This is a genomic window from Dietzia natronolimnaea (assembly GCF_002289575.1).
Lineage (GTDB): Bacteria > Actinomycetota > Actinomycetes > Mycobacteriales > Mycobacteriaceae > Dietzia > Dietzia natronolimnaea_A.
This window is the reverse complement of the sequence record NZ_NTGA01000016.1, coordinates 131739-144705: the sequence shown is the minus strand read 5'-3', so window position 1 is coordinate 144705 and position 12967 is coordinate 131739. Positions and strand designations below refer to the sequence as shown.

14 protein-coding genes and 1 pseudogene are annotated in these 12967 nt (G+C 66.1%); 9 read left to right on the top strand and 6 right to left on the bottom strand.

The genetic code is table 11. The features are described from left to right. The first annotated feature begins 557 nt into the window (after nt 1–557). Entirely contained in the window at nt 558–770 is a 213-nt protein-coding gene (locus CEY15_RS09695) for a hypothetical protein (RefSeq protein WP_095718258.1), read from the top strand. Nucleotides 771–779: 9 nt separating this feature from the next. Here CEY15_RS09695 and CEY15_RS09690 read toward each other — a convergent pair whose 3' ends face one another. Further along, nucleotides 780–980 (bottom strand): hypothetical protein, encoded by a 201-nt coding sequence (locus tag CEY15_RS09690; RefSeq protein WP_095718277.1) that lies wholly within the window; start codon nt 978–980, stop codon nt 780–782. Between the two features lie 162 nt (nt 981–1142). Here CEY15_RS09690 and CEY15_RS09685 point away from each other — a divergent pair, with 162 nt between their 5' ends. Beyond that, on the top strand, nt 1143–1568 hold the full coding sequence (locus CEY15_RS09685; protein ID WP_095718257.1) for an organic hydroperoxide resistance protein: 426 nt from the start codon (nt 1143–1145) through the stop codon (nt 1566–1568). 94 nt (nt 1569–1662) lie between these two features. Here the strand turns inward: CEY15_RS09685 and CEY15_RS09680 are convergent, their stop codons facing one another. Beyond that, nucleotides 1663–2721, bottom strand: a complete 1059-nt coding sequence (locus CEY15_RS09680) for a TerC family protein (RefSeq protein ID WP_095718256.1) — start codon at nt 2719–2721, stop codon at nt 1663–1665. A gap of 336 nt (nt 2722–3057) precedes the next feature. Between CEY15_RS09680 and CEY15_RS09675 the strand changes: the two genes are divergently transcribed. The 7 genes from CEY15_RS09675 to CEY15_RS09655 all read left to right on the top strand — a co-directional run bounded on the left by CEY15_RS09675 (nt 3058) and on the right by CEY15_RS09655 (nt 10650). Continuing rightward, nucleotides 3058–3804, top strand: a complete 747-nt coding sequence (locus CEY15_RS09675; protein WP_095718255.1) for a hypothetical protein — start codon at nt 3058–3060, stop codon at nt 3802–3804. 1110 nt (nt 3805–4914) lie between these two features. Continuing rightward, nucleotides 4915–5931, top strand: coding sequence for a hypothetical protein (locus CEY15_RS18145; RefSeq protein ID WP_141244242.1), 1017 nt, complete (start codon nt 4915–4917; stop codon nt 5929–5931). A 591-nt stretch (nt 5932–6522) separates the two neighbouring features. Then, entirely contained in the window at nt 6523–6666 is a 144-nt protein-coding gene (locus tag CEY15_RS18490; protein WP_176475067.1) for a hypothetical protein, read from the top strand. 220 nt (nt 6667–6886) lie between these two features. Beyond that, nucleotides 6887–7564 carry a DedA family protein gene (locus CEY15_RS09670; protein ID WP_217987096.1) on the top strand — a complete coding sequence of 226 codons (678 nt, stop codon included), beginning with the start codon at nt 6887–6889 and terminating at the stop codon, nt 7562–7564. A 68-nt stretch (nt 7565–7632) separates the two neighbouring features. Further along, on the top strand, nt 7633–8637 hold the full coding sequence (locus CEY15_RS09665) for an LLM class F420-dependent oxidoreductase (protein WP_245847464.1): 1005 nt from the start codon (nt 7633–7635) through the stop codon (nt 8635–8637). A gap of 686 nt (nt 8638–9323) precedes the next feature. Further along, nucleotides 9324–9839 (top strand): hypothetical protein, encoded by a 516-nt coding sequence (locus CEY15_RS09660; protein WP_281254061.1) that lies wholly within the window; start codon nt 9324–9326, stop codon nt 9837–9839. Further along, nucleotides 9820–10650, top strand: coding sequence for a GSU2403 family nucleotidyltransferase fold protein (locus CEY15_RS09655; RefSeq protein ID WP_095718254.1), 831 nt, complete (start codon nt 9820–9822; stop codon nt 10648–10650). The genes CEY15_RS09660 and CEY15_RS09655 overlap by 20 nt, the downstream gene beginning before the upstream one ends. Before the next feature lie 114 nt (nt 10651–10764). On the opposite strand, the gene CEY15_RS18985 is transcribed toward CEY15_RS09655, so the two are convergent. The 4 genes and pseudogenes from CEY15_RS18985 to CEY15_RS09645 all read right to left on the bottom strand — a co-directional run bounded on the left by CEY15_RS18985 (nt 10765) and on the right by CEY15_RS09645 (nt 12900). Continuing rightward, nucleotides 10765–11319 (bottom strand): cation:proton antiporter, encoded by a 555-nt coding sequence (locus CEY15_RS18985; RefSeq protein WP_281254060.1) that lies wholly within the window; start codon nt 11317–11319, stop codon nt 10765–10767. Between the two features lie 110 nt (nt 11320–11429). Further along, nucleotides 11430–11828 (bottom strand): annotated as a pseudogene (locus CEY15_RS18980) (cation:proton antiporter); the annotation flags it as partial. Nucleotides 11829–11937: 109 nt separating this feature from the next. Beyond that, the gene (locus CEY15_RS18775) at nt 11938–12084 is read right to left on the bottom strand and encodes a hypothetical protein (RefSeq protein ID WP_245847462.1); all 147 of its coding nucleotides are present in this window, start codon (nt 12082–12084) and stop codon (nt 11938–11940) included. 273 nt (nt 12085–12357) lie between these two features. After that, nucleotides 12358–12900: a Dps family protein gene (locus CEY15_RS09645; RefSeq protein WP_095718253.1), complete on the bottom strand. Its 543-nt coding sequence runs from the start codon at nt 12898–12900 to the stop codon at nt 12358–12360. Nucleotides 12901–12967: the final 67 nt, after the last annotated feature.

The following is a 12967-nucleotide window of genomic DNA, read 5'->3' as shown; positions in this document are numbered from 1 at the left end:
GAAAGCCGCACATCCCCGTGAATCACCGGGGTTAGCTTCTATTCTCTGCGGGTGGGCTTGTCGCACATCGCGGAGGAGCCTGGCAGTCATTCCCGTGGCCGGGTTATACCTCGCGGCACCGGCTATCGCTCGCTCGGTGGGCGGTAGCTCGTGAGCGGCACCGGTTCGGTGGTTAGGAGCGTGTGCTAGAAGTGAACCGTCGGGGTGAGCGCAGAAGCAGTGGTGGGCTAATACGACGCGAGAGCAGTGCCTTCGGTGGAAGGGGCCGCGGCGGTCGATTTCGGCGCCTGCGCGTTGCCGGGATTGAACGCTTGCTGGCACCTGGGCGTACCTTTCAACCCGCGCAGTTTCCACCTACGGGTTCAGGTGCCCCCGACGGCGCTTTGTACGGCGCTGGCCAGGGGGGCGCGAACTATGAGAAGATAGAGTGTCAAGAGAGCTTTACCGTCTGGTGGTGGGCGATCTCGCCGGACGGCAGATCGCGATGGCGCAGTAATTGGGGAGGGGTGCAGAGAGCAAGACCGGCGGGTCGGTTTCCCAGCGGGTCCGACGGTGCGATGACCGCCTGTTTCCCCGATGCGCCAAAGCCAGCGACCGAAGCGCAACTTACGGCCGCGAGCCAGACGACGGAGCGGGCCCGCGCCGTCGACATCGCCGCAGGTCAGCAGGACGGGTCCGTCGGCGTGTTGCCCGATTGCGTCGCCGAAGCCGTGGGGGCACCCGAGGGAAAACCGCTCGCCGAGACCGACCTGGCGAACTGCGACCACTGACTCGTGCGGCTAGTCCTCGTCGTCGTCGGCGAGCTCCGGGTCGACCTCATCGTCGGTAGGCACCACCACCAGCTGCTCCGCCACATCGGCCGGGTTCGCCTCGCGGGTGGGGTCGTCGACACTCACTTCTGGCGCGTACTCCTCGGCTGCGGTGACGGGATCTGGCTCCGGGGTGTACTCATCCGGATCGGGGCGGTCCTCGGCAAACATCTCAGACTCCTCCTCGTTCCACCGACTCATCACTCTGAGGCAAGTGGGTCGCTCGCGGCCTTGTCGTGTCTCCACCCTAGGCATCCTGCGGCGAAAGGTGCCACTGCCCGGCGAGGCGTACCTTGGGCCGCATCCGCACCCCCAACCCAGGAGGCACTTCTCATGGCAGACCCGCTGTACACCGTCGAAGCCCTGTCCACCGGCGGAGGCCGCGACGGCCACGTCGCTACCGCCGACAAAGCCGTGGACCTGGAGATGGCCCCGCCCACCGAGCTCGGGGGCTCGGGGGAGGGCAACAACCCCGAGCAGCTGTTCGCCGCCGGGTACGCCGCCTGCTTCCATTCCGCACTGCAGAGCGCCGCGCGGATGAAGAAGGTCGCGATCGACGGCTCGTCGGTCGGCGCCCGGGTCTCGCTGGTGCGGTCGGGCGAGGAGAGCATCGACCTGGCGGTGGACCTCGAAGTGGTGATCCCCGACATGGAGTCGGACCAGGCCGACGAGCTGGCCCAGCTCGCCCACGAACTGTGCCCCTACTCCCGCGCCACCAAGGGCAACATCGAGGTCAGCGTCTCAGTCTCGGACGACTGACACCTTGCCCGCATTGCTGCAGTCCCGTTAGTGCAGGCGATCGGGGTGGCGGCCGCCTCGTCGTCGTCGTTCTTCCTCCGTCTTCGGTGGCCGGTCAGGTCCGGGTGGGCTGCTCACGGTCGCGGTCCGACTCCCGGGTCGACCGCTCGCGCCGGCGCCAGAGGGGCTCGAGGGCGGCGTCCTCCTCGGCGGTCGCGACCCGGAACGGGGGCTCGGCCGGCGTGGGCAGGCCCTGCGCGCCCTGGCCTCTCGTGGCGCGCAGACTGGCGACCACCGAGACGGCGAGGATGGTCGCGATCACCGCGAGCGAGATGGCGGTGGGGATGTAGACCACGTCGATCTTGAGCATCATCTTGACGCCCACCCAAATCAGGATCAGCGCCAGCCCGATCTTGAGATAGACGAAGCGGTGGACCAGGTCGGCCAGCAGGAAGTACATCGCCCGCAGCCCCAGGATGGCGAAGGCGTTGGCGGTGAAGACCAGGAACACCTCGTCGGTGACGGCGAAGATGGCGGGGATGGAGTCGACGGCAAAGACGATGTCGGTGGTCTCGATGAGCACCAACACGGCCAGCAGGGGAGTGGCCATGATCAGCCCGCCCTTGCGGACCAGCAGGCGCTGGCCGTGGAAGGCGTCGGTCATGGGGATTAGGCGGCGGAATGCCGCGAGCACGCGGGATTGATCGGGGTTGAGGTGCTCGTCGCGCTGGCGGATCATCCGGACGCCCGTGTAGAGGAGGAACGCGGCGAAGAGGTAGAGCACCCACGAGAAGTTGGCGATCAGCACTGCGCCGCCGGCGATGAAGATCCCGCGGAAGACCAGCGCCCCGAGCACGCCCAGGAACAGCACGCGGTGCTGGAACTGGGCCGGGACGGCGAAGTGGGCGAAGATGATGGCCCACACGAAGACGTTGTCCACCGCCAGGGATTTCTCGATGAGGTAGCCGGCGAAGTACTGCTGGCCGAACTCCGCGCCCCAGACGGCCCAGACGATCGCGCCGAAGCCCACTCCGAGCGCGATCCAGACGGCCGACCAGGTGGCGGCTTCGCGGACGCCGATGACGTGAGCTGTGCGGTGGGCGACGAGGTCGATCGCCAGCATCAGGATGATGAACGCCAGGACGGCGAGCCAGAGCCAGAGGGGTGTGTTCATTTGTGGGACCTTTCGATCAGTGGGTGATCGAAGGTCTCTCCCGGCTCTTATCGAGCCCGCTCCGCCGGGTCCGAGGACCGTAATGACGACACAGCGCGTGAGGGATACTCCCCTTCTGGTGGCGCAAGGCTAGCGCAGGAATCGGGCTGATTCAAGGCGCGGTCTGACGCTCGTCCAAGAATTCTCCGATTGTGGGCATTACCTCAGTGAAGTTCATAAAGAGAGTTTAAGGCGGGGTCGGCCGTCAACGCGCAGTCACGTGTACCCCGCGTCCCACGGCCGACCACGTACGCCACCGAGCGGGCCCGCCGCCCCTCGCCTGCAGACAGGGACCACATGACCTCACGACTCACCCGCTCCATCGCCACCGGCGCCTCCGCACTGCTCATCGCCTCCGGGCTGTCGGTGGGCACCAACGCCGCGGTCGCCGGCGCCGTGCCCTCCTCGTGCGCCACCGCCCAGACGGTGACGTTCAACGACCCCTCGACCCTGTGGACCGACTACCACCTCAACAAAGAGGTCGTGGGCGACGGGACCGTGGCCCCCGGTGGGACAGTGACGTTCCGGACCACGGTCAGCGGTGCGGGAGCGCTCGTGACGGCGATCCAGGACTTCCACCCGGCCGGTTTCGAGTTGGTCCAGGCCCGCTCGAGCGTGTGGTACCTGCTCGGCGGTCAGACGTGGACCACTGTCACCAATGACGTGACCCGCGACTCGGCAACCAACTCGGTCCGCTACTCGGGCGCCGGCTGGACCACCGCCGGCAACGCGCGCGCGACGCTCGAGACCACCTACCGCGTTCCTGCTGACGCCACCCCGGGGGACGTGCTCAACACGGGTGCGGCCACTGAACTCGTGCTGGCCAAGGGATACCGGGCGGCCAACCCCATCAACACCTGCGTGACCATCCGTGAGCCGAACCCGGCCGAAGCCGTGACCGGCAGTCTCGACGGGCTGGGCCTGGGATGGGTGACCTCCGGGTCGACCGCCCTCGGCGACATCGGGGCCGACCCGGCCACGTTCTCCGCCGACCTGATCAACGGGCTCGACCTGGGGCAGCTGATCGGCGCGGCCGCGAGCTGAGACCGCCACTGAAAAGTGGAGTCCGGGGCGGCGGCGGGGGTTGTCGTCGTCGCACTCCTAGCCAGAGGCGCGCAAAGTGAACAATCAGGGCTGGTTCGCAATATGGGGTGCCAGCCCCGATAGAGTTCGAGCGTCATAGTCGCCCAGCCTCTCAGCGATCAGAAAGTTGTGTCTCTGAGCAACATAAAGGCCGCGTTAGGCAACACTAAGGAACACTAGCCACGTATTGACGAGGGTTGGCGTTTAGCACAGCGCATCGAAGGGGGTGCTGAGGTTTGGACGCTCTCGCCTTCCGGCTCGTCAGCAGGTTGCTCCAGTGGGCATCAAGAAGATCTCCCACCTCAGTCAGCGAGGTTTACGCGCTTGCTCCGGAATCGGCACAGCAACTGCTAGGTGGGTTTCTCGCTGGTCCGGCCACAAGTCATGCGCGCTGTCGATGCCGAGAAGAAATGCTCGGTCAGGCAACGCTTCCGGTAGGCCGTTGAGCACTGCCTCCGGCGGTATCTCGGTTCGAGACGAGAGCACTGATCCGAGTTTGCATCGGCGATTCCAGCGCTGGATGACTCTCTACCAGTTCCCTGCCTCGTTCCTGCCGACGCGGACCCCGGCGACGTGCGCGTAACACCAAGGTCTGTATGACCGTGGCGATGCCTGTCGGGAGGTGGCCAACCTTGTCGACACTTGCGTTACTATCCGCGAGCCGAACCCGACCGGGGCCGTGACCAGCAGCCCTGGGAGCTGGCGACTCAAGCCTCCGGCTCGAACGCGCTGGCGGGCCTTGCCTCTTTCCCTTCTAGGCCTCTCGGCTGACGGCACCGACGTAGATAACCTGGACGTCATAATGGCGCGCAGCTGATTCCAGGGGGTAGACGGAGACTGTTGACTACTGGGCAGTTGAGGCGTTGTGCTCATTGCAAGTGGCGTAACTCCCGACGAGAAACTGTTGGCGCCACTCAGGTGATAGTTCGTGCAGGCCTCAGCGTCGGAACGCCTCCAGATGCCAGTGGATGATCAGGCCGATAATGGCTGAAAGGCGGCCGCGCTGTGAGAACTAGCGTTAACCTTATCAGTTGACGTGTTTTAGGCGAGATGGCGGAAGGGTGGATTGTAATGTGGAGAGCAGCAAAATCAGAAACTGGAAAGGCGATAAAGCCGCATCTCATTGAGGCAATTGAGACATCTTACACTAAGAAGTATCTTCACTTTTTTTGGGTTTATCCTGTGACCGTGCTGGGCTGGGTAGTTGGGGTGTTGAGTCTGTTTGATCCGAAGGTGGTCTGGGGTCTAGCCGGGGGTGCGGCCGCCATATATATAGTATTTTCTATCGGTTTGTTGATTGTGCTCCTGGTGCGATCAAGAAATGAACGACAAAGGCAGTGCGCGCAGCTCGAGCTAACGACCGAAAACCGCAACACTCTTGGGCTAATTCTCTCAACATTCTATCGGAATGACCCATTGTATTACTCGCATGATAAGTGGGTCGATGTGCTGACAATTGAAGAAAATGGGGATACGCGAATCGAAAGGGATCTGACTATCACTGCAGGCTCCAGGGGTACGCAGGCAGTTTTTCTCAGCCTCTATGGCAACCAGCCAGTTAATGACGAGAGCCATGTCACATTCTCGGTTAAAGGTGTCATCGATGACAAGGCAACCGCACCCGTCAACTGCACCCAATGGTGGGAAACGGTCAAACCCTCGGGGAGGGGTGATCAGAATGAGATCGCGCGCCGCAAGCACGCGGTATTTGTGTTTCCGAAGAGGCCGCTACTGGCGGGGGAGTCCTACCGAATTCTCGCCACGTGGCAGTGGCCAGCATATTCCAGACAGATCATGCAGGGTGAAGATGAAGATCATGTTGTCAGATTCTCGCGAGCATGCGCCACGTTTGAGTGCCTAATTCGGCTTAAGAAAATTGGCCCATTCGAAAGCGGCCGCCCCTACGCCTCAGTTTACCCGGACGGATCGAAGGCCGGCGACAGTCTCATTAATGTGACCTGCGAATCGGAAGTGGGCGATAGAGGTAGCTACTGGGAGTCGTCGCTGCGACTGACGAATGGCGAGGCGGGCAACTGCTTCGGCGCCCGCCTTGGTCTTGCATCATCAACTGATGGTGCCTTGGGTTGATTTCCTAACCTTCGGTTCCGCCTAAGTCCATGGTCCTCTCCCGTTTCGACGCTATCCCGACAGCATACACCTGCATGTTTGGTGCACGCTGGTTATGCCCGCGCTGGGTTCAGTAGCTCCGCTGCCCGCCCCGGGCTTAGCTCCGGCGCCGGACCCCGCACGCCGGCCCTCGGGGTGACGTCCCATCCATCGCGTAAGCGATCCGGCCATGGACGGCGACGGCGAGATCGTCTGCAAGCGCGACAACCGCTAGCGCGCGCGTATCGAGCCGGGTACGCCCGGCGTCCTCGCGATCGTGTCTTGGGCATGCTCGTTTCCAGAACCCTGATCAGCCTATGTAGCCGACTGTGGGGCAGGAAATCGAGCTGGACAACGACGGCAGGGCATCGCTCTTGTCGGGAAATCGGTCTCGATCAAACAGTCCCTTGGGTCGCGGGGAATCCCGTCGAAAGAACTCAGGCTGCACTGGCTCGGCCTCACCCTGCGGTCGGGCGCGGTAGTCGCCCAGCCGGGTCCCGAGATCGCGGTTAGCTCCGGCCGGTGAGTGAGCGGACCGAAGCTTGAGCTACTGCGATGAAGTAGCGCACGACGATGAAGGGCTCTACCTCTGACTCCAGCCTCGCCGACGGCACGGTCGAGCGGGTGGTGGCCGACGTCGCGGTGATCATCGCCGGCAGGGGCGGCTACGACGCGCGCAGCTTCGGCCGCGTGTACCGGCCGAGGGGGCGGGGGTAACGGCGGCGAGGGCAGCTGTAGCTGCGGCGTCCGGCGGCCCGGCTGGCGGCCGTGGGCCGGATGCAGGCGGCAGCAACTCTCTCAGCGAAACCCGGGGTTGGGGCCGCTACTCTCCAACGGTCGCAGCCCATGCGCTGCGCCGCGACCGGGCCGTGAGCTCTCGGCTCCGCGACTTCAGACGCTCGACCGGACCCGAGCCGGGGGAGAAACGGACATTGATGTGATCACCTTTGCCGCCGCACCGCCGATCGACCCCTCGGCTGACTACAGCGGATTCATTGGGTGGGTCCTGAACCTCATGGAGACGCTGGGCGAGCTCGGCGTGGGACTGGCGGTCCTGCTCGAGACGTTCGTCCCTCCGATCCCATCCGAGGCGGTGCTGCCCGGGGCCGGGTTCCTGGCCTACGAGGGGAGGATGAGCTTCACCCTCGCCTGGGCGGCGGCCACCGCGGGCGCGTTGATCGGCGCCTGGATCTGGTACGCCGTCGGTTCCGCGCTCGGACGCGACCGCACCAGGCACCTGGTGGGCAGGATCCCGCTGCTCGACCACGAGGACTTCGATCAGTCGGAGGCATTCTTCCAGCGGTGGGGCGGCGTTGCCGTGCTGCTTGGGCGCTGCGTTCCCCTGGTGCGATCGTTCGTCTCCATCCCCGCAGGGATCAGCCGGATGCCCGTCCTGCACTTCACGGCGTACACGTTCATCGGGTCCGGGGCGTGGAACGCGATCTGGATAGGCGCCGGGTTCGCCTTTGGCCCGGCGATCAAGCCCGCCCTGGAACGGTGGAGTGGAGTGCTGTCCAACGCGGTGCTGGCGGTCATCGCGATCCTGGTGGTCTGGTTTGTGGTCAAGCGCGTGCGGCGGCTCGTGAAGCGGCGACGCGCTGTCGGTGCGCAGTGAGCGCGCCTGTCTCGTCTCGTCCCCCCGGCGGCTGGCAGGCCCGATCGGGCCAGGGCATTCTGGACGTCATGCCAGCCGACTCCAGCCCTCCCGCAGCCAGTTCCACCGCCTCCGGTTCCGCCGCCGACCTGCCCTCTGACGGCACGGTCGCGCTGCGCGTGTTCGTCGAACCCCAGCAGGGCGCCACCTATGCCGACCAGCTTGCGGTGGCCCGCGCGGCCGAGGAGCTGGGTTACGAGGCGTTCTTCCGCTCGGACCACTACCTCAAGATGGGCGATGTCAGCGGCCTCCCCGGTCCCACCGACGCGTGGCTCACCCTGGCGGGCCTGGCCCGGGAGACCAGCTCCATCCGGCTCGGCACCCTGCTCACCTCGGTGACCTTCCGCCACCTGGGCCCGCTGGCGATCTCGCTCGCGCAGGTCGACCAGATGTCCGGGGGACGCCTGGACGTCGGTCTGGGCGCCGGGTGGTACGACGACGAACACACCGCCTACGGCATCCCCTTCCCGCCCCTCGGCGAGCGATTCGACATGCTCGAGGACACCCTCGGTGCGCTGGAGACCCTGTGGTCGACGCCCGAGGGCCAGACGGTCACGATCCGGGGTAAGCGGATCGAGCTCGTCGACTCGCCGGGCCTGCCCAAGCCGCTGCAGCAGCGGCCGCCGGTGATCGTCGGTGGGTTTGGCAAGCGCCGCACCCCCGCGCTGGCCGCCCGGTTCGCCGACGAGTTCAACGTGCCGTTCGCCGACGTCGACACCGCGGCCATCCAATACCGCCGCGTGGACGAGGCGTGCGCCGAGCGTGGCCGGGCGCCGGGGGAGATCGTGCGCTCCGCGGCCCTCGTGCTGTGCTGTGGCCGGGACGAGGCGGAGCTCGCCCGCCGGGCCGGCGCCATCGGCCGGGACGTCGACGAGCTGCGGGCCAACGGCGCGGCCGGAACCCCGGATGAGGTGGTCGACACCCTCGGCCGCTACTCGGAGATCGGGGCGCGGCGCATCTACCTGCAGATGCTCGACATGTCCGATCTCGATCACCTGGAGCTGGTGGCGTCGGAGGTGGCGCGGCAGCTGTAGGGGTAGATGCGTCGCCGCCTCGATGCGGGGAGATCACGGTCCGGCTAGATTCAGAAAATCACCTCCTTCCGTTGGTTGCGGAATGAGGCTATTGTCTGAATATGTCACCCCGCAGCGCATTAGGCTCCAGTGCCCTTTCAGAGGCGCAACTCGTCGCCTTGGCGGTCGACGCCCTCCGTGTGAGAGTCCCGGCTGAATGGAAGATCGATGTAAGCCAGGCTGAGTCATCGTCCTCCGTGGGCGGCGCTGACTCCTTGATGATTGTCGTGGCTCCTGATCGGAGCGTCGCTAGGTTTTGCGTCATCGTCAGGAACGCCGTCGCAGCCCGAGACATACCGTCGCTTCGTGAGAGGTGTGGCGAAAGTACTGCTCAGGTTCCAGGCAGTGCGTGTCTGGTTGTGACTCGTTACCTCGCGCCTGCTGACCGTGCGCGGCTCGACGATGCTGGTATTTCGTACATCGACGCGACGGGAAACATGAAGGTCTGGTCCTCTTCTCCCGCCTTCTTCCTCTCGGATCGAGGTGCCGACAGTGATCCCTGGCGGGGGCCGGGCCGCCCAAGGGGAACCCTGAAGGGAGAGCCCGCCGCAAAGGTGGTCCGAGCTCTCGTCGATCTCCCCCCCGGCCCGTGGCGCGTGAGCGACCTTGCAGATACCTCTCGAGCCTCGGTGGGGTCGGTGTACCGGGTGATGCAGTTCCTCGAAGAGCAAGAGCTGGCCGAGAGGCTTCCCGACCGTCAGTTTCTTGTGCCCGACTGGGCGGCGCTATTGCGCAGGTGGAGCGACGACTACCAGCTTCTCCGCACCAATGCGGTGACGCGTTGGATCGCTCCCAGGGGCTTGTCCGACCTTCTCGATACTGTGCGCGAGGACAAGGAAGCGAACTATGCGGTGACCGGGTCTGTGGCGGCAGCAGCGTGGGCCGCCTACGCGCCCGCGAGGTCAGCGATGGTGTATGTCCGAAACGTCGAGCGTGCAGCCGCGAACTGGGGACTGCGCGAAACCGAAGCAGGAGCGAACGTGTTGCTGATCGAACCCGCGTATCCGGTCGTCATGGAGCGCGCCATGACCGCGCTGCAGGGGCTCACCGTCGCGCATCCGGCCCAGGTGGCTGTGGACCTCCTGACCGGGCCCGGTCGGGCGCCCGCAGAGGCGAACGAGTTGCTCGAATGGATGCGAACACATGAACAATCTTGGCGATGACGACGGTGATCTGCTCGTCCGAGCGCGGTCGGCACTTCTGGACGCGGCCGAGGCGCTGTCCGAGCATCGGGGATCTCTCATCCTGATCGGAGCCCAAGCCGTCTACTTGCGGACAGGCGGGCTTCAGGTTGCACTCGCAGAGGCGACGAAAGACAGTGATGTCGCACTTGACCCGCGCACAGTCGCAGACGAGCCGCTCCTCCACGACGCAATGACCCGAGCGGGCTTCTACCGCTCCGATCAACCAGGATCCTGGCTCAATCGAGAAGGGATACCGGTCGACCTCATGGTCCCGGAAGAGCTTGCCGGCGGGGGCCCTCGCGGTGCCCGCGGTGCACGAATCCCGCCGCATTCCAAGTACGCGACCCGCCGAGCCCGGGGACTGGAGGCGTGCCTGGTCGATAACGACGAGATGGACGTCCCCGCACTCGATCCGCGAGATGAACGCTCGGCCCGCCTTCGGGTCGCTGGACCCGCCGCATTGCTGGTCGCCAAACTGCATAAAATCGCCGAGCGCACCGAAACCCCGCACCGTCTCAACGACAAAGACGCGCACGATGCCTACCGCCTCCTCCAGGCGTTCGAGACTCGTGACCTGGCCGAGGTGTTCTCACGGTTGCAGACCCATGAGCTCTGCGGAGCGGTCACCGGAGATGCGCTCACATTCCTAGACGAACTGTTCGCCCAGAGTCCAGATGCTCTCGGACCGATGATGGCCGGTCGCGCTGAAGAGGGCATCGGGGAACCAGAACAGGTCGCCGTCGCAACATGCATCCTCGCGCAAGATCTCCTTTCTGCACTGCGCGAATGACCGGACCCCAACCAGCCGCCACGCGGGGGCGGCGTGACCCAGCCGGTGTCGTGCCGCACGGTCGCTGCGGGGCGACCCGGGCAGCTGCAGTTGGCCGAGTGGGCGCCTCGTCGTTTAGCTCCCCGCCCGGGACCTCCGGCGGTCCAGTGCGCGCATGACCTGGGACGCGCTCGCCCCGTGGAGCACCAGGGAGGCGATGATGACCAGCGACACCGCCGGCCACAGGGACCAACCGTCCTCCTTGGGGAAGTACCCCATCGCGTAGCAGAGGTAGAACAGCGAGCCCACGCCGCGGACGCCGAACACCGACACCACCTCCTGCTCATCGCGGCGGAGTTTGCGGTCCCCCAGGAGCGAGATCCAGGCGGTGAGCGGCCGGATCACCAGCAGAACGCCGGCCGCCACCGCCACGTGGGTCCACTCCAGGCGGCCGACCGCATCGGAGATGAACGAGGCGCCGATCACTAGAAGAACCAGCAAGGTGAGCAAGTGCTCGGTGTACTCGACGAACTCGTGGAAGTGCTCGTGCCGCTCGTCGTCACGCTCGGACGCGCGGACCCCGAGCGCCGCGCAGAACACGGCGAGGAAACCCCAGCCGCCCAGCAGCTCGCCGACTCCGTAGGCCAGTAGAAGAGTAGCGACAGCGGCGGCGGGCTCGGCGAATCCCACGAGCCGATGCTCTCCCACCCGCACGCGGTAACCGCGGCCCCGATGGGCCGACCGAGGAGGTAGCCCACCACTGCGCCGATGACCGTCTTGCCCACCAGGTCCCACGCCAGCCAGCCCAGGAGCCACTCGCCGGGATCCCCCTTGGTCGCCAGGTAGATGGCGAGGTACACAAGCGGGAACGCGAGGGCGTCGTTGAGGCCGGCCTCGGAGGTCAGGGCGAAGCGGGCCTCGTCGTGCTCGTCGTCGACCTCTTCCCCCGAGCTCGGGCCCTCCACCTGCACGTCGGAGGCCAGAACCGGGTCGGTCGGGGCCAGCACCGCCCCGAGCAGTACGGCGACCGCGGGAGTCAGCCCCAGCACCCACCACCCCAGCACCGCGACTCCCGCGATGGACAGGGGCATGCCGATCGCCAGCAGTCGCCACGTGGTGGTCCACCCGCGCAGGCTCAGCGGACGGTCCAGTGCCAGGCCCACGCCGAAGAGCGCCACGATCACGGTGATCTCGGCCATCCGCTCGGCCAGCTCCGCGTGCTCGATCACGTCGACGAGCTGTGACTCGGTGGGCATCAGCCAGCCGATGTGTCGACGGCGCGTGAATACTGACCCCCTGGTGACGTCGTCACGTAGGGGTCAATTTTCGGCCGCCGTTGACACGATGAGCATGCCCACGCCCCACCACCACGATCGGCGCGGACAGCACCCGCTCGCGGAGCAGGTGCGGAAGGAACGACCCGATGAGCAGGGCCGCGCCGATGACCGCGAACATCAGGTCGGTATTGGGCGCGCAGTGAGTCTGGTCGCCCCCGGGTCCCCTGCTCCACCGCTGGCGTCAGCGCCCGGCGTTCACCGTTTGCAGCGCCCGGTTGCATACCCCCGCCGCGACCCCCGCGGCCGTCCTCGCGGCCCTGCACCCTGCCCGACCGACCGACGACGGGCCGGACTCCCTGGTGGGAATCCGGCCCGTCGCTGGTCGTACTGGCGGGGTCGTGCTGGAGGAGCCGCGCTGTGGGGTCAGGCGGTGCGGTTCAGCACGGTGCGATCACGCCGTGGCGGACCGGGCTGCGCCCTTCTCGCTCGCGTCGTCGGTGGTCGGCAGCGACCCGGCGGCGTTCTCCAAGTGGGCGCGGACGAACCACTGGAACTTCTCGAGCTCGGCGGTCTGGCCGATGAGGATGTCCTCGGTCACCGGGTCCACCTCGCCGGCCACGGCGATGGCCTTACGGTGGTCGCCGATCATCCCGTCGTACACCTTGTCCAGGGCACCGAGGTGCGCCTGCGCGGTGTCGCGGCCCAGCGAGTAGTCGTCCCACGAGCGGTGGTCGGCGTTGGCGCCCATCGTGCCCACCGGCGAGCCGCCGAGGGTGGCGATGCGCTCGGCCAGCACGTCGGCGTAGCCGCGGACCAGCTCGACCTGCGGATCGAGCATCTCGTGGACCGAGATGAAGTTGGGGCCCACCACATTCCAGTGCACGTGCTTGAGGGTCAGGTGCAGGTCGTTGCACGCCGTGAGTCGCTTCTGCAGCGTGTCCGCGAGGGTGGCGGAGTCAGCATTGGACAATCCGGGAACAGTGAATTCAAGCATGACTCGAACATAGCGTCGTCTCCCGGACCGTGCGACCGCTCGACCCGCCGCGCAGGTCAGGCCCGTG